We start from the raw sequence: 17,937 nt of genomic DNA, 5'->3' as shown, positions 1-17,937 counted from the left end.
GAACCGGCGGCCCACCTCGGCCGGCCGGTTCGGGCGCCACCGAGACGTCACGACGTCGGGAACGCCTCGCCCACCAGCTCCTCGGAGAGCGACCACAGCTTCGCGGCCACCTCCGGGTCGGTGGCGTGCGCGGCGGCGGGGGCCACCGCGCAGTCGGCCAGGTAGGCGCCACCCTGGTCGTCGAGCTCCGGGGCCGTGGCCGCCCACACGCTGGTGGACGCCCCTTGCTCCACCTCGTACAGCGGGGGCAGGGAGGTGCCGGCCGACTTGGCCCGACCGGCCATCTCGGCGTAGTCGTCCTTGGTGAAGTTGCGACCGAGGTCGGTGCGGACCATCCCCGGGTGCACCGACCAGGCGTGCACGCCTCGGTCGGCGTAGCGCCGATCGAGCTCGAGGGCGAAGAGCACGTTGGCCGTCTTGGACTGCCCGTACGCCTCCATCTTGGCGTAGGGCCGATGCTCGTAGTTGGGGTCCTCGAGGTCGACGCCGGAGGCCTGGTGCCCGCCGGAGCTGAGGACCACGACGCGTGAGGGGGCACCGGCCAACAGCGCGGGCATGAGCCGGCTCACCAACAGGAAGTGGCCGAGGTGGTTGGTGCCGAACTGCAGCTCGAAGCCCTCCTCGGTGCGACCGAGAGGCGGCATCATGATCCCGGCGTTGGCCACCAGCAGGTGGAGCTCGTCGATGCGCCCGCTGAGCTCGTCGGTGAAGGCCCGCACGCTGGCCAGGGAGCCGAGCTCGACGACGCCGGCCTCGACCGACGCCTCGGGCACCCGCTCGCGCAGGCGGGCCACGGCGTCGGCGCCCTTCTCGGCGGTGCGGGCGGTCATCACCACGTGGGCGCCGGCGGCGGCGAGGGCGCGGGCCGTCTCGAAGCCGAGCCCGGTGGTGGCGCCGGTGACCAGGGCGGTGCGACCGGAGAGGTCGACGCCCGCCAGGACGTCGTCGGTGGTGCGGGGGGTGGTCTGCTCGCTCACAGCACGTCCTCCGGGCCGGGCCAGGCGGCCGGCCAGTTGTCGTTGACGGTCATGGTCCATTCGGGGTCGCGCCGTTCGAGGAAGGCGTTGACCCCCTCGCGGGCGTCGGGCTCGCCCATGATGTGCAGGTGCAGCTCGGTCTCGGCCCGCTCGACCTGGCCGGGGTCGAGACCGAACGAGCCCCACAGCAGGCGCTTGGCCACGGCCACCGACACCGGCGCGGTGTTGACCGCCATGTCGTGGGCCACCTCGAGAGCAGCGGGGAGCACCTCGTCGTTGGGCAGGACCCTGTTGGCCACACCGAGGGACTGGGCCTCGGCTCCCGTGAAGGTGCGCCCGGTGAGCAGGATGTCGGCGGCGTTGGCCATGCCGGCGATGCGCGGCAGCGTCCAGTGGCTCATGGCGTCGGGCATCACGCCGCGCCGCACCTGCACGATGCCGTACTTGGCGTCGAGCGCCATGAACCGCATGTCGCAGTGCAGGGTGAGGGTGAGGCCGAGGCCGATGGCGTGGCCGTTCACCGCGGCGATGACCGGCTTGCGGATCTGCCAGGCGGTGGGGTGCACGGGGTTGGCGCTGAACTCGGTGGGGGTGTCGCTGCGCTCGAACACGTCGCTGCCCGACGAGAAGTCGGCGCCGGCGCAGAAGGCGGGCGGGGTGCCGGTGAGCACGACCACCCGGATGGCGTCGTCGGTGTCGGCTCGACGGTAGACCTCGGCCAGCGCCGAGCCCATGGCCCCGCTGAAGGCGTTGCGGGTGTCGGGGCGGTTGAGGGTGGCCACGGCCACGCCGTCGTCGCGCAGATCGAGCAGGAGGTCGTCGGTGCCGAGGTCGATGCGCTGCGAACCGACCTCGTCCGCCGCGCTCATGCCCGTACGCCGCCCAGGTCGTCGCGGGCGGCCGAGCCGTCCTTGATGGCGCGGAGGAGCTCGGCCATGGTCTCCGGGTCGATGTCGTAGCCGGGGAAGTAGCAGCACACCCGCGAGGCGTGGGGCCCGAAGCGGTCGAGGATCTCCGCCGCGACCTGCTTCGGGGTGCCGAACACCGAGATGGTGGACACCATGTCGTCGGTGATGAGGTCGGCCATGCCCTGCCAGTCGCCCTGCTTGGACAGGCCGTTGAGCCGGGGCTGGTACTCGCCCCAACCCTCCACGTCGAGGACCGGCTTGTAGGACGGGGTCGAGCCGTAGAAGCCGAGGAGGTAGCGCACGCCGGCGGCGGCCGCGGCCAGCTCGGCGTCGTCGCGGCCGGTGGCCACGATGACCTCGGCGATCACCTCGAGCTCCTCGCCGGTGCGCCCCGCCTTGCGCAGGCCGGACTGCAGGGCCGGCACGGTGCGCTCGTTCATGTGCCGGGCGCTGTTGAAGGGCATGACCAGGATGCCGTCGGCCACCTCGGCGGTCATCTCGCACATCTTGGGCCCGAGGGCCCCGACCAGCACCGGCGGACGACCGTGAGGGTTGGGCCCGGGGTTGAAGTTCGGAGTCATGAGCGTGTGGCGGGTGTACTCGCCCTGGAAGTCGAACGGGCCCTTGCCCTCGAAGTGGTCGAACATCATGTTCAGCGCCTGCACCCACTCGCGCATCTGGGCGACGGGCTTGCCCCAGCGCGAGCCGTAGCGCTTCTCGATGTGGGGCTTGATCTGCGAACCCAGGCCGAGACGGAACCGACCCTCGGTGAGCAGCTGCAGGTCGTTGGCGCCGTAGGCCAGGTGCAGGGGGCTGCGAGGGAAGGCCATGGCCACGTTGGTCATCAGGTCGGCGTCGACGGCCTGGCTGGCCAGCACCAGCGGGAAGAACACGTCGTGGGCGTTCTCGAAGGTGAACAGGCCGTCGGCGCCGAGCTCGGTGAGCTCCCGGGCCTGGTCGGCCACCCCGACGGGTCCGCTCAGCGCCACTCCCAGATCGACCTTCATCACGTCGTGCTCCCCACTCCGGACGCGTTCGCGCAGCCCGGCTCGTCTGTGCCCGTTCTAGTTCATCAGGTCAACGTTCTCCCGGCCGAGCTGGTCGGGAACCGATGCGGGTCGGTCGCCTACAGTGCGCGCCCATGAGCGACGTGCCTGCCAGCCAGAAGAACGAGGCGTTCGACGAGCCGAGCCGCGACGAGATCCCCGGCATCTCCCGACAGCACACCGCTTTCCTCGAGACGACCGACGCCGAGGAGGCGTGGATCATCGCCGGCATGGACCACGTGATCCTGCACACCATCGGCCGCAAGTCGGGCAACGAGCACAAGGTCACGTTGCCCTTCTGGTACGACCCCGAGGGTCGCCGCGTCGTGGTGGGCTCGTTCTCCGGCGCCCCCGAGCACCCCGCCTGGTACCTCAACCTGGCCGACCGCACCGCCAACCCGAAGGTGAAGATCCGGGTGCGCGGCGGGCTGTACGAATGCGACGCCGTGGTGCTCGAGGGCGAGGAGCGCCAGCGCATCTGGGACCTGCTCACCACCGACCGCGAGTACTACCGCGACTACCAGTCCCGCACCGACCGCGAGCTCCCCCTGGTCCGCTTCGAGAACCTCGTCGAGATCAGCTGAGCCATCGACCTCAGGGCCGGCCCCACCAGAGGCGGGCGGCGGTGTGGTGGAAGAACGAGGCGACGGCCTCGCCGTCGAGGCGGCGGACGGCGTGGGCAGCCAGGGCCAGCTTGTCGGCATAGGACCGGGTCTGGTCTTGCGGGTGATCCGAACCCCAGCACAGGCGGTGGGCCCCGAACCGGCGGGCGAGGTCGTCGACGACCGGCGCCGGGTCGCCGTCGTCGCGCTCGGCCGCCTCGAGCACGTAGCTCGACACCTTCAACGCCACCGAGCCCACCTCGGCCAACCGGTGGACAGCAGCCCAGCCGGCCGCGCCCTCACGGTCGGGGAAGCCGCAGTGGTCCACCGCGACCCGGACCTCGGGGTGGGCCGCAGAGAGGCCGGCCACGGCGTCGAGCGCCGGTGAGAACACGCAGGGGACCACCGTGAGGCCGAGATCGCCGGCCGTCGCCCACACCTCGTGACCACGGCCGTCGTCCAGCCAGGTCGCGCCCTTGGCACCGACGCCGAAGCAACGCACGCCCGCCGGCCGCACCGATCCGGATTCCCCCACGAGGTCGTGCAGGGCCTGCGCGGGGTCGGAGCCGTCCATGTCCACCGACGCCACCAGGGCCAGGCGATCGGGGTGGGCGGCCACGGCGTGGGCGGCGCAGCGGCAGTCGTGGCCGTAGACCCCCACGGCCTGCACCGCCACCGCCCGAATCACGCCCGCCGCGTCCATCTCGGCCACCAACCCCTCGACCGCACCACCGCCGTGCGCCCACCAGTCGCTGCCCACCCCGGTGGGTCGGGTCGGGAAGCGCTCGGTGTCGGGGCAGGCCACGTGGGTGTGGGCATCGATCACGGCTGGCGTGGGCCGGCCACCTGTCGCAGTGCCCTCGTCCTCCACGCTGGTCCCCCTCCCTTGTCGACCGACCCACATCAGTCTAGAGTCTGATGGCATTCGACTCAGGGGGAGCTCGTGACGGTCACCAGTCGGACCACCTATCAGCCCGAGATGGTCGAGCTCGCCGACGACGGCCCCGAGGCGATGCTCGAGCTGCTCGCCGAACGGGGCCTGGGCGACGGGCTCCCCGTCGTGCCCCCCGCCGCGGAGCGAGTCGACGCCATGTTGGCCACCGCCGAGGGCGACCCCGACGAGGTCTTGTTCACCCTCCAGCCCCGTGCCGGCATCGTCACTCGGCGGGTGGTGGCCATCAACGCCGTCCTGGCCGGCTGCCTCCCCGAGACGTTCCCGGTGGTGCTCACCGCTCTGCGGGCCCTCGCCCGCCCCGAGGTCAACCTGCGCGGCGTCAACGCCACCACCCACCCGGTCGCCCCCATGGTGCTGGTGCACGGCCGGATCGCCGAGGCCGCCGGCTTCCACGCAGGGGTGGGCGCCTTCGGGCCCGGCAACCGGGCCAACGCCACCGTCGGTCGGGCGGTCCGCCTGGCCATGCTCCACGTGGCCGGCGCCCTCCCCGGCTCCGGCGACGCCGCCACCCATGGTCAGCCGGCGAAGTACACGTTCTGCGCGGCCGAGAACCTCGCCGAGAGCCCGTGGGAGTCCTACGCCCTCAGCCGTGGCGTCGACGCCCCGAGCGCCGTCACCGTGCACTGCGGCGAGGGCCCCCACAACGTCCACGATGCCGAGGCCGCCGGCGACCCGGCCCTCATCCTCGACAAGATCGCCTCGGCCATGACCTCCCTGGGCCAGAACAACGCCCCCATCAGCCAGGCCGAGTACTTCATCGTCCTCGGCCCCGAGCACGCCCGCAGCCTGGCCGATCGAGGGCTCACCCGGGGCGACGTCTCGTCGTACCTGTTCGACCACGCCCGCCTGCCCCTGGGGGTGCTCAAGCGCCACTTCGCCGAGCGGGCCTGGCAGCAGTGGATGCACATCGTCAGCGACGACGACCACCTGATGCCCATGACCGGTGACGCCGACAACATCCGGGTCGTCGTGGTCGGCGGACCCGGCAAGCACTCGCTCGTCGTGCCGTCGTGGGGCGTCACCCGCAGCGTCACCCTCCCCGTGGAAGGTTGAGCCATGACCCTCGTCTACCTCCCCGACTCCGAACCGGGCCCGGAGTCCGTGGCCCTGGCTCCGTCGCCGCCCACGCTGGCCGGCCTGCGTGTCGCCGTGCTCGACAACGGCAAGCCCAATGCCGATGTGGTCATGACCGCGGCCGCCGAGGCGCTGGCCCGGCGCACCGGGGCCACCGTGTCGGTGATCACCAAGAAGGGCCCCCGGGGCGAGTCGGCCAACGCGGCGGTGCCCTGCGACCCCGACATCTTCGCCACGGTGGTGGCCGAGGCCGACCTGGTCATCACCGGCGCCGCCGACTGCGGCAGCTGCACCGCCTACTCGGTCACCGATGCGATCGAGTTCGAGAAGGTCGGGCGCCCGGCGGTGGTGGCCACCACCACCCACTTCGAGACCGTGGCCCGCACCCTGTCGTCGAGCTTCGGGCTCCCCGACACCCGGCTGCTGGTGCTCCCCCACCCCATCGGCGGCACCGACGCCGCCACGCTCACGGCGTGGGCCGAGGCGGCCACCGACCGGCTCATCGCACTGTTCACCGGCGCCGGAGCCTCGTGACCGTCGAGATCGACCTCACCGACCGCACGGCGCTCGTCACCGGATCGGGGGCCGGCATCGGGGCCGAGATCGCGGTGTGGCTGGCCCGGGCCGGCGCCCACGTGGCCGTCCACGACGTGCGATCCGCCCACGCCGACGCCACCGTCGATCGCATCGTCGCCGAGGGGGGCCGGGCCTTCGCCGTCGTGGCCGATGCCCGCGACGACACCGCCCTCGCCCGCATGGTCGCCGACGCCGTCGGCGGCCTGGGCGGCCTGCTCGACATCGCCGTCAACAACGTGGGCATGTACGGCGAGCACCGCCCCGGGCCGTTCACCACCCTCGACGGCGACCACTGGCGCGGGCTGCTCGACCAGAACCTGGTGCTCACCGCCCTGGCCGGCGCCGCCGAGGCCCGGGCCATGGTGGCGGCAGGGCGCGGGGGCGTGATCCTCAACGTCAGCTCCGGCGAGACCACCCGGCCGGCACCGTTCATGGCCGCCTACGCCGCGGCCAAGGCCGGCATCAACCACCTCACCCAGACCATGGCCGTCGAGCTCGGAGCCGACGGCATCCGGGTGGTGGCCATGGCGCCGGGGACCACGCTCACCGAGACGGTCCGGGAGGCCTTCGACGACGACCACGTGGCCGACCTGGTGGCCTCCACCCCCTTGCGGCGCCTCACCGAGCCCGACGAGCTGGCGCGCCTGGCCGTGTTCCTGGTGAGCGACCTGGCCCGGTGCATCACCGGTCAGCTGATCCTGGCCGACGCCGGCGCCCACCTCTCACGCACCCGCCCGCCCAACCGACGCCCGGAGGACACCCAGTGACCACCAGCAGCCTCGACACGACCGCCGTGGCCACCGCCCTCGAGTCGGTGCGCAGCCTCCTGCAGGCCGACGGCGCCGACATCGAGCTGGTGGGCCTGGAGGGTGAGGTGGCCCAGCTCCGCCTGGTGCTGGTCGACGCCAACTGCGCCGAGTGCGTGCTCCCCACGCCGCTGCTGCAGGACGTGGCCCTGCAGCTGATGCAGCCCCAGGTGCCCGGTCTGGCCGCCGTCGCCATCGACGACCCTCGCACCGGCTGATCGCCGCTCGCTCGTCGAGGCCCTGTCCGGGGCGTGGTAGGCAACCACGGTGACCGCACTGCTCGACACCGAATGCCAGCTCACCGCCCTCGGCGACGGGATCTACGAACGAGACTGCTCCAGGGTCTGGTGGGGGTGGGAGGCGCTGCACGGCGGCTACGTGATGGCCCTCGCCCAGACCGCGGTCGACGCCGAGCTCGGCCACGACATGGAGCTGCACCACTGCACGGTGCACTACATGCGCCGCTTCGTCGACGGGCCCTTCCGGGCCGAGGTCACGGTCGAGCGCACCGGTCGCACCATGGCCAACGCCACCGCCCGGCTGTGGTCGGGCGGCAAGCCGGCCGGACTGGTGCTGGCGTCGTTCGCCCGCCGCCGCCCGGTGGCGGAGTTCCACGCCGCGGTGATGCCGGAGGTCGCACCCGTCGGGGCGGAGGAGCCCCCCACCGAGCCGCCGTTCCCGGTCCCCACCTTCGACAAGTTCCACCTGTACCCCCGCATCGAGGAGCTCGCGGGCGGAGAGGCCCGTGTCGGTGGCTGGGTGCTGCCTCGCACCCCCGAGATCGTCGACCACCGCTACCTCGGCCTGCTGGCCGACCTGTGGCCGCCGGTCGCCTACCACGTGTGGCCGGTGGGGGCCATCGCCCAGTCGGTCGACCTCACCTACCACGCCCGTTCGTCGCTGCCCCGCGCCGAGCTCACGGCCACCACCCCGGTGCTGGTGGTGCTCACCACCCGGGCCTCGGTCGGCGGCTTCGTCGACGAGGACACCGAGATCTGGTCACCCGAGGGCGAGCTGCTCTCCACCAGCCGTCAGATGCGCTACGTGCACTCCTGACGATCGAGACACATCCGCCCGCCGGGAGGTGCGCCCTGGGGCGCCCGACGACGAGAGGGATCCCCGAGCCCGACCCGACTCGAGCCGTCGAGCGCTCAGACCTCGGGCGGGGCCCAGTGGGCGCTCGAAGCGACGTCCCCCATCGCCTCGAGGCGGTCGAGCAAGCGGCGGACCGCCGCCAGATCGGCGTCGAGGTCACCGTCGAAGGTCACGGCGTAGCGCGCGGTGAGATCGTCGAGCAGCCGGTCGTGGAGCTGCTCACCCTCCGGGGTGAGCGCCACCAGCCGCACGCGCCCGTCCTCGGGGTCGCCGACCCGCTCCACCGCACCGGCGGCCTCCAGACGGCGAAGGGTGGCGGTGAGCCCGCCGGAGGTCTGCACGACCCGACCGCCGAGCACGGTGGGGCGCATGGGCGCACCCCCCGACGACAACCGCAGCGCCCCCAGCACGCGCAGCTCGGCCGGAGCGACCGCGTGGCGGCGGCAGACGTCGCCGATCACCGCCTCGTTCAGCCGGCTGGCACGAGCGAGCAACAAGGTGAGCGTGGTGAGCTCCGGCGGGTGGGCCATGTCCCTCCAGTGTCGACGTCCCGACACTATCTTGCTAGAAAGGTAGTTGGAAAGGCACCGGCTCGGGGGAGCCGAGCCGGAAGGGGCCCATGACCGCTCGATCCACCGCCACCCGACGGCGGGCCACGGCGCTGCTCGCCGTGCTGGCCCTGACCGCCGGAGCCTGCTCCGACAGCGGCGACAGCACGTCGCCGACCGACGCGTCCGAGCCCGCAGTCGAACCCTCCACCACGACCGCTGCCGGCGATCCCCCGGTCAACCCGTTCCTGGCCGACTCCGTCGTGCCCATCGGCCACTTCGACAGCGCCCAGACCGACTCGATGACCGTCGCCGGCCCCACCGGCCCCACGGCCACCCTCTCACCCGACGAGCTCACCTACACCCACCTCGGACCGGCCCACTTCGGCCTGGCCATCTCCCCCACCTATCCCGACGGACGTCGGGTGATCTGGAGCAACGGCGGCGATCGGATCTCCAAGCTCGACGCCGAGACCCTCGAGGTGCTCGCCGAGCTGCCCTTGCCGGACAAGGAGCCCGTCACCTCGGAGATGGCCGACGCCCACATCGCCGAGCTCGACGGCCTCGAGGGACGAGCCCTCGCGGATGCCGGCATCGGCCTGGCTGCGCAGTACCTCACCGGCTTGAGCGGTGTGTACTACCTGCTCGACCGGGACAACACCCTCTTCGTCGGCGGTGCCGAGTCGATCCTCGCCTATCGAGACGTCGACCCCGACGACCCGGCCTCTCCCATCGAGCTGGCCGCCACCTTCGCCCGGCCCGCCGAGGTGACCGGGTCCTTCGCCGGCGCCAACCTCACCTTCGACGGCCACCTGGTGATGATCACCGACGAAGGGTGGATCGTCGTCGCGGCTCGCGACTTCTCCTCCCACCAGGCGGTACGACTCCCCGGGGGCGAGGCCGCGCCGGCCCACAACGAGCAGATGGGGGCCGAGGGCCGCCGAGCCGGGCAAGCGGACTGGGTGCGCAACAGCGTGGCCGTCGATGACGACGGCGGGATCTACGCCCTCTCCCTCGACCACGCCCACAAGGTGGTCTGGGACGGCTCGTCGCTGTCCACCGACCCGGCCGACGGGGCGTGGACGGCCCCCTACCGCAACGGCTCGGGCAACGGGTCGGGGGCCACCCCGTCGCTCATGGGCTTCGGCCCCGACGCCGACCGGTTCGTGGTGTTCACCGACGGCGAGGACGTGATGAACGTGGTGCTGATGTGGCGCGACGAGATCCCGGCCGGCTGGACGCCCCCCGAGGGCGCACCGAGCGAGCGCATCGCCGGGCAGGTCCGAGCCGACATCGGCGACCCCACCCGCACCGCCGTGCAGACCGAGCAGTCGGTGGTCGTCGGCGGGTACGGGGCGCTGGTCGTCAACAACGACCCCTCCTCGATCCCCGATGGCTTCCCGCCGGCCGCCACCCGCATCCTCGCCGGCTACGCCGGGGCCGACCCCGACTTCACCCCCAAGGGCCTGCAGAAGCTGGCGTGGGATCCCACCGCCGATCGCCTCGACACCGCCTGGGTCAACCGGGAGGTCTCGTCGGCCAACGCCGTGCCCCTGGTCTCCACCGGTTCCGACACCCTCTACACCGTCGGCGCCCGCGACGGTGCGTGGACCCTGGAAGGCCTCGACTGGTCGACAGGTGAGTCGGTCTTCCACTGGGTCACGGGCTCCAACCGCTACAACACCCTCTTCTCGGGCCTGAACCTCGACGAACAGGGCCGGGTGATGCACACGACCGCCTTCGGCATCGTGCGCTACGAACCGCGATGATGGCGCCACCACCGCCAGCCGCCACGAGGGGGACCGGACGATGACCGACACCGACACCGGCCTGCCTGGCGCACCATCACGGCCGACGGCCTGAGCGATGGCCGACGACTTCTTCGAGTCCGTCTACGCCCGCGCCGAGGGCGACGACGCCGCCGTCCCGTGGCAGCACGCCATCTCCCGCCGCCTGGTCGAGGAGTGGTTGGCGGACCTCGAGCCCGACCACCATCGTCGGGCCCTGGTCGTGGCCTCGGGGCTGGGCGACGACGCGGCCGCCCTGGCCGAGCACGGCCTCGAGGTCGTGGCCTTCGACGCCGCCCCGTCGGCGGTGGCGTGGGCCCGCCGTCGCCACCCCGAGGCCGATGTCGACTGGCAGGTGGCCGACCTCTTCGCCCTCCCCGCGGACTGGCACGCCGCCTTCGACCTGGTGGTCGAGGTCTTCACCGTGCAGTCCATCGCGCCGGAACAACAGGTCGCCGCCGTCGAGGCCATCCACCGCACGGTGGCCCCCGGCGGGTTGCTGATGGCCGTGGCCATCACCGTGGCCGACCCCGAGGAGCCGTCGGGCCCGCCGTGGCCCCTGCGCCCCCATGTCGTCGACGCCCTCGTCGACGGCTTCCACGTCCGTCGCCACCACGACGAGGACCTGGCCCCCGGGCTCACCGCCCGTCGCCTGGAGCTGGAGCGCCCCTGACCCGCCCCACCCGACACGCCAGCGGTGGTTCCTAGACCGGCGCCGTGGCCTCGAGCTCCCGCACGAACACGGCGATCATGCGGTCGAGGGTCTCGTCGGGGTCGGCGGGCATGGTGAACAGGCCGTCGCGGCGCATGAGGGCGTAGCCGTGCACGGCGGCGAAGACGATGCGGTACCAGTGCAGGGCGTCGGCCTCGTCATAGCCGTAGGACCGGAACACCAGGTTGAGGGGACGACCGACCGCGGTCATCGTCGCCGCCACCTCGACGTCGTCGCCGGGCACCACCAGGGTCGCGTCGTAGAGCCCGGGCTCGTCGAGGGCGAAGCGCACGTAGGCCCGCACGATCGCCTCGACCGCCTCGGGGCCGGAACGCCCGATGGCCGCATCGGTGAGGGCGTCGCCCAGCCGTACGAGGCCGACCACGGCGAGGGCCCGGCGCAGGTCGTCGAGCCCGTCGACGTGGGCGTACAGGCTCTGGGTGCGCACCCCCACCCGTTCGGCCACCTGGCGCAGGCTCACCGCGTCCACCCGCCCGGCTTCGCTGACCAGGGCCGCTGCCGCCGCCACGACCGTGTCACGATCCACTCCCACGGGTGCGGCCATCAGCCGAACGGTACCAGTCCCTGCCCTGATACCGTTCGACTCGGTCGGCCGAGCTCGCCCGACCGGCGAACGCCGGGGCGGCCTCTCCGAGGGGGATCCATGACGCAGACCTGTCGAGCAGCGGTGTTCCCGGGTGACGGCACCGTCGAGATCCGGGAGTTCGCCGTGCCCGGACCCCCGCCCGGCGGGGCGGTGCTGGCGGTCGAGGCGGTGGGGCTGTGCGGCAGCGACGCCGCCCAGTTCCACGGCGTCGAGCTGGTCCCCGGGGCCAGCGCCTTCCCGGTGGTGCCAGGGCACGAGACCGTCGGCCGAGTCGTGGAGCTGGCCCCCGACGCCGACCTCGGCGTGGCCGTCGGCGACCGGGTCGGGGTCGACGAGATCCTCCCGGGTGGTCCCCTGCGGGTCTACGGCTACAGCGACATGACCGGCGCCGGCGAGCCCGGGCTGTGGGGCGGCTACGGCGAGTACATGCAGCTCTTCGCCGGCACCCGCCTGCATCGGCTGCCGTCCGACGGGCCGGCCGCCGCCCTCACCGTCTTCGAGCCCCTGGCCAACGCGGTGAACTGGGTGGAGCGGGTCGGCGTGCACCCGGGCGAGACCGTGGTCGTGCAGGGGCCGGGCCACCAGGGCCTCGCCGTGGTGGCCGCCGCGCTGGCCGCGGGGGCCGACCGGGTGGTCGTCACCGGCACCTCGTCGGACGGTCTGCGCCTGCGGGCGGCCGAGGCCATGGGCGCCACCGCCACCTTGATGGTCGACCGCGACGACGTCGGCCAGGCGGTGAGGGACCTCACGAAGGGCTGGGGCGCCGACGTGGTGTTCGACGTGACCACCGCCACCGCCACCGTTCCCCAGGCGGTCGAGCTGGTCCGCTACGGCGGACGGATCCTGCTGGCCGGCCTCAAGCACTTCCGACCGGTCCCGGACCTGGTCACCGACCACATCGTCACCAAGAGCCTCACGCTGTTCGGCGGCTCGGGCTTCACGCCGGCGTCCATGGCCACCGCCGTCGAGATGCTGCGCGACGGAACGGCCCACGCCGAGACCATGGCCGGCGTCACCGTCGGCCTCGACGAGATCCCCGAGGCCATCGCCCTGCTCGAGCGCCGCGACCCCGATCGCGACGCGGTCCGGGTCACCCTCGTCCACGCCAACCGGTAGCAACCCCACCGAGGAGAGATCGCCGTGCGCGCCGTTCGCATCGAGGACAACCAGGCCCGCGTCGTCGACGTGCCCGCACCCGACGGCCCCGACGACGACCACGTCGTCGTCGACGTCGCGACGTCGAGCATCTGCGGCACCGACCTCGGCTTCGTCACCCTCGGCTTCGGAGGCTTCACCCTGGGCCACGAGTTCGCCGGCCTCGTCGACGGCGTGCCCCACGCCGTCGAACCCCTGATGCCCTGCGGGAGCTGCGGGCAGTGTGCGGCGGGCCATCGCCAGCGCTGCGTGGGCGACCACGCCAACCTCGGGATCTTCGTCGACGGCGGCCTGGCCGACCAGGCCCGCGTCCGCCGCTCCGCCTTGGTCCCGTTGCCCCCAGGACTCGACGTGTCCGATGCCTGCCTCGTCGAGCCCACGGCCGTGGCGTGGCACGGGGCCGTGCGCGCCGAGACGCAGCCCGGTCAGCGGGTGGTCGTCGTGGGCGGTGGATCGATCGGGCTGCTGGCCGTCGCCGCCCTGCGCCACCTGGGCGCCGAGGTCGACCTCGAGTCCCGCCATCCCCACCAGCGCCACGCGGGCGAGCGCCTCGGAGCGGGCTCCCCCTCGGGGTCGTACGACATCGTGATCGACGCCGCCGGCAGCGAGTCCGGCCTGGCCCGCGGCGCAGAGCTGGCCACACCGGGAGCCCGCATCGTGCTGCTCGGCGTGTACCACGGGCTGCTACCCGCGCCCGGCGCCGTCACGCTGGTCAAGGAGCTGTCGTGGGTGGGGGCCATGGCCTACGGCGACCACCACGGCCGACGCGAGGTGGACGAGGCGGCCGAGCTCCTCGCCCGCGACCCCGAGATCGCCGACACCGTCATCACCCATCGCTTCGGGCTCGACGAGGCCGCCGAGGCCTTCCGCACCGCGGCCGATCGGGCCGCCGGCGCCATCAAGGTCGTCCTCCAACCCTGACCAGGCCCACCCCTACGACGGGGGCGGGTCGGATGGGACCGGGTCAGGTGCCCAGGAACTCCAGGGTGCGCTGCCAGGCGTCGGCCGCGTCGTCGGCCCGGTGCGCCGGTCGGCTGGGGTCGTGCACGAACCCGTGGTCGGCGCCTTCGTAGCGCACCACGTGCACGCCGAGGGCCTCGGCGTCGGCCACGTCCTGTGGCGGGGTGTACGGATCGACCGTGCCGATGACGGCCATGGTCGGGCAGCGCTCGGGAGAGGCCAGGGCGTCGAGCGGCTCGGCCAGCGACGGCCCTCGCCACGGCTCGGGCAGGCGGATCATCCCGTAGAAGCCGACGGCGCGGTGGAACCGACCCGTGGCCGCGGCCTTGAAGGTGAACATGCCGCCCATGCAGAAGCCGATGACCCCGACCGTGTCGCAGCCGGTGGCCTCGGCGGCGGCGACCACGTCGCCGAGCACCCGTTCGTCGCCCACGTCGGCCACCCCGCCGCCCATGCGCTGCTCGATGGTCCAGTCCTCGTGGCCGGCGAAGGGTTCCGCGGCGCACACCGCCCAGCCGGTGTCGGCGGCCAGGCGATCGACCATGTCGTCGAAGAGCGGGCGCAGGCCCATGATGTCGGGGATGACCACGAGGCCTCGCTCGGCCCCGTCGGGGCGGGCGAGGGCGGCCGCGGTGCCGGAGGGCAGTGTGATGCGCATCCCCCGATCCTGGCACCGACGCGCCGCTCGGGGCGCAGTGCGCGACCCCGAGGCCTCAGCTGTAGTGATCGAGGATGCTGGCCTCGGCCAGGCGGGACAATCCGTCCTTGATGGCCTTGGCCCGGTGGTCGCCGACGCCGTCGACCCCTTCGAGGTCGGCGATGGTGGCCCGCATGATGGTGGCCAGGGTGCCGAAGCGATCGACGATGGCCTCGATGACCGAGTCGGGCAGGCGGGGGATGCGGGCCAGCATGCGGTGCCCCTTGGGCTGCACCGGATCGTCGAGGTCGACCGCGGCGCCGTCGGGCAGGTGCAGGACCTCGGCCACGGCCTTCATGTCGAGCAGCATCTCGGTGTCGAGACGGGCCAGCCCCTCCATGGCCTGTTCGAGGTGCCAGTCGTTCTCCTCGTGGAGGTAGTCGAGCACCACCAGGCGGCGCTCGTCGTCGACGCCGGCGAGGACCTCCTCGAGCTGGAGGCGCACCAGGCGACCGTCGGCCCCGAGCTCGACGATGTCGCCTTCGATCTCCTCGGCGATGCGCAGCACCATCTCGGTGCGCTGCAACAACATGACCACGTCGCGCAGGGTGACGAGGTCCTCGACCTCGAGCGCCGACAGGTTGGCCGACACCTCGACCAGACGGTCCTTGTAGCGCTCGAGGGTGCGCAGGGCCTGGTTGGCCCGGTCGAGCAGCCGGGGGATGGGCACCAGCTGCTGCTTGGTGTCGGCCACGTACACGGCGATGATCGACATGTCCTCGGACACCGAGATCACCGGCACGTTGATGGACCGCGCCACCCGCTCGGCGGTGCGGTGACGGGTGCCGGTCTCGGACGTGGGCACGTTGGGGTTCGGGACCAGGTGGACGTTGGCCCGGGCGATCCGGCTGGCATCGGGGGCCAACACGATGGCGCCGTCCATCTTGGCCAGCTCCGAGAGGCGCTGCGGGCTGAACGCGGCGTCGAGCAGGAACCCGCCCGAGCAGATGTTGAGCACCTCGGGACCGTCGGCCACGACGATCAGAGCACCCATGCCCGACTGCAGGATGCGGTCGAGGCCCTCACGCAGCGGCTTCCCCGGCGCGACGGCACCGAGGGCGTCGAGCATCGCCTCACTGCGTCGCCGGGGCATCCGCGGAGTCTAGTTCCCGTTCAGAACGGCTCGTCCGGTGAGGGCACGGACCTCCCGGCGGGGACCGACGGGGACGGAGAGGACCCGCCGGCGGGCAGGAGCCCGGCCGCGGCCACCGCCTCGGCGAGGGTCTCGACGCGCACGAGCTCGATGGACCCATCGCCGTCGGGGGCCAACCGGGGCACGATCGCCCGGTGGAAGCCGAGACGGGCGGCCTCGGCCAGTCGCCGGTCGCTCTGGGAGACCTGGCGCAGCTCGCCACCGAGACCGACCTCGCCGCACACCACCAGCCCGGCCGGGACGGCTTCGCCGGTGAGAGCCGAGGCCAACGCCAGGGCCAGGCCGAGATCGGCTCCGGGCTCGACGACCTTCACGCCCCCGACGGCGAGGGCGTAGACGTCGAACTCGGCCAGGCGCAGCCCGCTGCGCTCGGCCAGCACGGCGATCAGCAGCGAGAGGCGACCGTTGTCGACGCCCTGGGCGGAGCGACGCGGGCTGGGCAGCGACGACGGCGTGACGAGGGCCTGCAGCTCGACCAGCAATGGCCGGTGCCCTTCGATGGTGGGCACGACCACCGACCCCGAGACGCCCTGGCGCCGGTCGGCCAGGAAGAGCCGGCTGGGATCGGGCACGCCGACCATGCCGTCGCCGGTCATCTCGAACAGGCCCAACTGGTCGGTGGGCCCGAAGCGGTGCTTGACCGCCCGCAGCAGGCGCAGGGCGTGGTGGCGCTCGCCCTCGAAGGCCAGGACGGTGTCGACCACGTGCTCGAGCACCCGGGGCCCGGCCAACCCGCCCTCCTTGGTGACGTGGCCGACGAGCACGGTGGCCAGCCCCCGCCGCTTGGCCTCGCCGACCAACCGGGCGGCGCACTCGCGGACCTGGCCCACCGAGCCGGGGGCCGAACCGAGCTCCGGGTCGAAGACGGTCTGGATGGAGTCGACGACGAGCAGCTCCGGCGACAGCTCGTCGAGGAAGCCGATGATGTGGGGCAGGGCCGTCTCCGAGGCCAGGTACAACGACGGCGTGAGGGTGCCCAGCCGCTCGGCCCGCATGCGGACCTGCTGGGTGGACTCCTCGGCCGAGACGTACAAGACGGTGGTGCCGCCGGCGGCCACCGCCGCCATGGCCTGCAACAGCAGGGTGGACTTGCCGATGCCGGGCTCGCCGCCGAGGAGGGTGACCGACCCCGGTACCAGCCCACCGCCGAGCACCCGGTCGAGCTCGCCCACCCCGGTGGGGCGCACCACCCACTGGTCGACGTCGACCTCGGAGATGGGCAGGGGCACCGCCGGCGGGGACAGGGTGCCCGCGTCGGCGCCGCCGGCGGCGGGCACGACGCGCTCCTCGACGAGGGTGTTCCACGCCTCGCACGTGGGGCAGCGGCCCACCCACTTGGGCGCGGTGCCTCCGCAGTCCTGACAGCGGAACACCGATCGAGCCTTGGCCATGCACCGACCCTACGCACCGCGTGCGACAGCACCGGTGCCGGCCGTGGCCCACCCCCGATCATCCGGGCACCCGGAGCGACGTGCTCAGCGGCGGTAGTGGCGGCCCGCCATCATCCGGCGGGTCCGACGGCGCCGGGCCACCCAGGCCACCCGCAGGGCCACGGCCGTCACCAGCACCAACAGCACGACCAGGGCCTGCACCAGGCGCTCCCCCACCTTGCTCTCGCTCTGACGGGCCGAGATCTCGGTGGGCGCGGGGTCGGCGAAGCTCGGGGTCCACGTCTCGGCGTAGCCACCGGGGAGCTCGACGGTCACCGAGAAGTCGACCATCTCGGTGACGGGGCGGCCCTCCTCCGCCTCGATCCGGGCCAGGAGGGTGCCCCACGGGTTCCCCCCGACCGCGGCCAGGTCCGGGTCGGCGAACAACCCCGGCCCCCCGGTGAGGTCGTAGGTGGCGATGAACTCGGTCGTACGGTCGAGGAAGGTGTCGGACTGCCCGGTGGCGATGTCGCGGAAGGGCCCGTCCGGTCCGTTGAGCTCGCTGACGACGACGGCCAACTCGGTGGTGTCGTCGACCTCGCGGTGCGCCCGCACCCAGGTGAGCTCTCCCTCGCGCACCGGTTCGTCGACGGTCCAGCCGGCAGCGACGAGGTCGTCGACGGCGAGCTGCTGCTCGAGGTCGCCGATGCGGGCGAGCGCGGCGTCGTCGAGCCCCACCGCCTGGGTGACGGTGCCCGAGCCGTCGGCCTCGATCGTGATGGTGGTGTCCACCTGCAGCTGGCAGCCGGCGAGCAGGAGGAGGGCGAGAACGACGACGACCGCCGCCGAGGTGATCGGCGACGGTCGTCGGGTGCTGCGATGGGAGGCGAGAGGGTCCGGCGTCGACAC

Annotated in this window: 19 protein-coding genes and 1 pseudogene; 10 read left to right on the top strand and 10 right to left on the bottom strand. The window is 72.9% G+C overall.

Going from position 1 to position 17,937, the window contains the following annotated elements:
- Positions 1-47: 47 nt before the first annotated feature.
- Genes LUW87_RS12595 through LUW87_RS12585 form a run of 3 tightly spaced genes read right to left on the bottom strand, consistent with a single transcriptional unit; the run spans position 48 to position 2,892 of the window.
- On the bottom strand, positions 48-977 hold the full coding sequence (locus LUW87_RS12595) for an SDR family NAD(P)-dependent oxidoreductase (RefSeq protein WP_346742543.1): 930 nt from the start codon (positions 975-977) through the stop codon (positions 48-50).
- Complete coding sequence (locus LUW87_RS12590) at positions 974-1,846, bottom strand: enoyl-CoA hydratase/isomerase family protein (RefSeq protein WP_232671524.1); 873 nt, start codon at positions 1,844-1,846, stop codon at positions 974-976. Before LUW87_RS12590 ends, LUW87_RS12595 begins: the two co-directional genes overlap by 4 nt.
- Positions 1,843-2,892, bottom strand: coding sequence for a TIGR03617 family F420-dependent LLM class oxidoreductase (locus LUW87_RS12585; protein WP_232671523.1), 1,050 nt, complete (start codon positions 2,890-2,892; stop codon positions 1,843-1,845). The genes LUW87_RS12590 and LUW87_RS12585 overlap by 4 nt, the downstream gene beginning before the upstream one ends.
- Positions 2,893-3,026: 134 nt before the next feature.
- On the opposite strand from LUW87_RS12585, the gene LUW87_RS12580 reads away from it, so the two are divergent.
- Positions 3,027-3,515: a nitroreductase/quinone reductase family protein gene (locus LUW87_RS12580; protein ID WP_232671522.1), complete on the top strand. Its 489-nt coding sequence runs from the start codon at positions 3,027-3,029 to the stop codon at positions 3,513-3,515.
- A 10-nt stretch (positions 3,516-3,525) separates the two neighbouring features.
- On the opposite strand, the gene LUW87_RS12575 is transcribed toward LUW87_RS12580, so the two are convergent.
- Positions 3,526-4,404, bottom strand: a complete 879-nt coding sequence (locus tag LUW87_RS12575; RefSeq protein WP_232671521.1) for an amidohydrolase family protein — start codon at positions 4,402-4,404, stop codon at positions 3,526-3,528.
- Between the two features lie 72 nt (positions 4,405-4,476).
- Between LUW87_RS12575 and LUW87_RS12570 the strand changes: the two genes are divergently transcribed.
- From LUW87_RS12570 to LUW87_RS12550, 5 genes are read left to right on the top strand one after another with little or no spacing between them, the layout of a single operon-like run.
- On the top strand, positions 4,477-5,541 hold the full coding sequence (locus tag LUW87_RS12570; protein WP_232671520.1) for a hypothetical protein: 1,065 nt from the start codon (positions 4,477-4,479) through the stop codon (positions 5,539-5,541).
- 3 nt (positions 5,542-5,544) lie between these two features.
- Entirely contained in the window at positions 5,545-6,096 is a 552-nt protein-coding gene (locus LUW87_RS12565; protein ID WP_232671519.1) for a UGSC family (seleno)protein, read from the top strand.
- Positions 6,093-6,905, top strand: coding sequence for an SDR family NAD(P)-dependent oxidoreductase (locus tag LUW87_RS12560; RefSeq protein ID WP_232671518.1), 813 nt, complete (start codon positions 6,093-6,095; stop codon positions 6,903-6,905). The genes LUW87_RS12565 and LUW87_RS12560 overlap by 4 nt, the downstream gene beginning before the upstream one ends.
- A complete protein-coding gene (locus LUW87_RS12555; RefSeq protein ID WP_232671517.1) occupies positions 6,902-7,162 on the top strand; it encodes a NifU family protein in 261 nt (86 codons plus the stop codon). The genes LUW87_RS12560 and LUW87_RS12555 overlap by 4 nt, the downstream gene beginning before the upstream one ends.
- A 49-nt stretch (positions 7,163-7,211) precedes the next feature.
- On the top strand, positions 7,212-8,000 hold the full coding sequence (locus LUW87_RS12550; protein ID WP_232671516.1) for an acyl-CoA thioesterase: 789 nt from the start codon (positions 7,212-7,214) through the stop codon (positions 7,998-8,000).
- A gap of 95 nt (positions 8,001-8,095) precedes the next feature.
- Here LUW87_RS12550 and LUW87_RS12545 read toward each other — a convergent pair whose 3' ends face one another.
- A complete protein-coding gene (locus LUW87_RS12545; RefSeq protein ID WP_232671515.1) occupies positions 8,096-8,569 on the bottom strand; it encodes a MarR family winged helix-turn-helix transcriptional regulator in 474 nt (157 codons plus the stop codon).
- 89 nt (positions 8,570-8,658) lie between these two features.
- Between LUW87_RS12545 and LUW87_RS12540 the strand changes: the two genes are divergently transcribed.
- Complete coding sequence (locus LUW87_RS12540) at positions 8,659-10,356, top strand: hypothetical protein (protein ID WP_232671514.1); 1,698 nt, start codon at positions 8,659-8,661, stop codon at positions 10,354-10,356.
- Between the two features lie 97 nt (positions 10,357-10,453).
- The gene (locus tag LUW87_RS12535) at positions 10,454-11,047 is read left to right on the top strand and encodes a class I SAM-dependent methyltransferase (RefSeq protein WP_232671513.1); all 594 of its coding nucleotides are present in this window, start codon (positions 10,454-10,456) and stop codon (positions 11,045-11,047) included.
- 31 nt (positions 11,048-11,078) lie between these two features.
- On the opposite strand, the gene LUW87_RS12530 is transcribed toward LUW87_RS12535, so the two are convergent.
- On the bottom strand, positions 11,079-11,651 hold the full coding sequence (locus LUW87_RS12530; RefSeq protein ID WP_232671512.1) for a TetR-like C-terminal domain-containing protein: 573 nt from the start codon (positions 11,649-11,651) through the stop codon (positions 11,079-11,081).
- A 99-nt stretch (positions 11,652-11,750) separates the two neighbouring features.
- Between LUW87_RS12530 and LUW87_RS12525 the strand changes: the two genes are divergently transcribed.
- Both LUW87_RS12525 and LUW87_RS12520 read left to right on the top strand, forming a co-directional pair.
- On the top strand, positions 11,751-12,809 hold the full coding sequence (locus LUW87_RS12525; protein WP_232671511.1) for a zinc-dependent alcohol dehydrogenase: 1,059 nt from the start codon (positions 11,751-11,753) through the stop codon (positions 12,807-12,809).
- A 24-nt stretch (positions 12,810-12,833) separates the two neighbouring features.
- Positions 12,834-13,769, top strand: coding sequence for a zinc-dependent alcohol dehydrogenase (locus LUW87_RS12520; protein WP_232671510.1), 936 nt, complete (start codon positions 12,834-12,836; stop codon positions 13,767-13,769).
- A gap of 43 nt (positions 13,770-13,812) precedes the next feature.
- Here LUW87_RS12520 and LUW87_RS12515 read toward each other — a convergent pair whose 3' ends face one another.
- From LUW87_RS12515 to LUW87_RS12500, 4 genes and pseudogenes are all read right to left on the bottom strand, one after another.
- Complete coding sequence (locus tag LUW87_RS12515; protein ID WP_232671509.1) at positions 13,813-14,466, bottom strand: dienelactone hydrolase family protein; 654 nt, start codon at positions 14,464-14,466, stop codon at positions 13,813-13,815.
- 55 nt (positions 14,467-14,521) lie between these two features.
- Positions 14,522-15,582 (bottom strand): annotated as a pseudogene (gene disA / locus LUW87_RS12510) (DNA integrity scanning diadenylate cyclase DisA).
- A 36-nt stretch (positions 15,583-15,618) separates the two neighbouring features.
- Entirely contained in the window at positions 15,619-17,049 is a 1,431-nt protein-coding gene (radA, locus tag LUW87_RS12505) for a DNA repair protein RadA (RefSeq protein WP_232671507.1), read from the bottom strand.
- An 84-nt stretch (positions 17,050-17,133) separates the two neighbouring features.
- Entirely contained in the window at positions 17,134-17,937 is an 804-nt protein-coding gene (locus LUW87_RS12500; protein ID WP_232671506.1) for a hypothetical protein, read from the bottom strand.

Origin of the sequence: Rhabdothermincola salaria, from assembly GCF_021246445.1 — a bacterium.
GTDB lineage: Bacteria > Actinomycetota > Acidimicrobiia > Acidimicrobiales > Acidimicrobilacustridaceae > Rhabdothermincola_A > Rhabdothermincola_A salaria.
Note: the sequence above shows the minus strand (reverse complement) of the source record. Positions and strands in the feature narration are given on the sequence as shown.

Bases quoted from the DNA above. Each gene is read 5' to 3' on its own strand.
- LUW87_RS12590 (WP_232671524.1), bottom strand. From the start codon at position 1,846: ATGAGCGCGGCGGACGAGGTCGGTTCGCAGCGCATCGACCTCGGCACC.
- LUW87_RS12585 (WP_232671523.1), bottom strand. From the start codon at position 2,892: ATGAAGGTCGATCTGGGAGTGGCGCTGAGCGGACCCGTCGGGGTGGCC.
- LUW87_RS12580 (WP_232671522.1), top strand. From the start codon at position 3,027: ATGAGCGACGTGCCTGCCAGCCAGAAGAACGAGGCGTTCGACGAGCCG.
- LUW87_RS12565 (WP_232671519.1), top strand. From the start codon at position 5,545: ATGACCCTCGTCTACCTCCCCGACTCCGAACCGGGCCCGGAGTCCGTG.
- LUW87_RS12545 (WP_232671515.1), bottom strand. From the start codon at position 8,569: ATGGCCCACCCGCCGGAGCTCACCACGCTCACCTTGTTGCTCGCTCGT.
- LUW87_RS12540 (WP_232671514.1), top strand. From the start codon at position 8,659: ATGACCGCTCGATCCACCGCCACCCGACGGCGGGCCACGGCGCTGCTC.
- LUW87_RS12535 (WP_232671513.1), top strand. From the start codon at position 10,454: ATGGCCGACGACTTCTTCGAGTCCGTCTACGCCCGCGCCGAGGGCGAC.
- LUW87_RS12530 (WP_232671512.1), bottom strand. From the start codon at position 11,651: ATGGCCGCACCCGTGGGAGTGGATCGTGACACGGTCGTGGCGGCGGCA.
- LUW87_RS12525 (WP_232671511.1), top strand. From the start codon at position 11,751: ATGACGCAGACCTGTCGAGCAGCGGTGTTCCCGGGTGACGGCACCGTC.
- LUW87_RS12515 (WP_232671509.1), bottom strand. From the start codon at position 14,466: ATGCGCATCACACTGCCCTCCGGCACCGCGGCCGCCCTCGCCCGCCCC.
- radA (WP_232671507.1), bottom strand. From the start codon at position 17,049: ATGGCCAAGGCTCGATCGGTGTTCCGCTGTCAGGACTGCGGAGGCACC.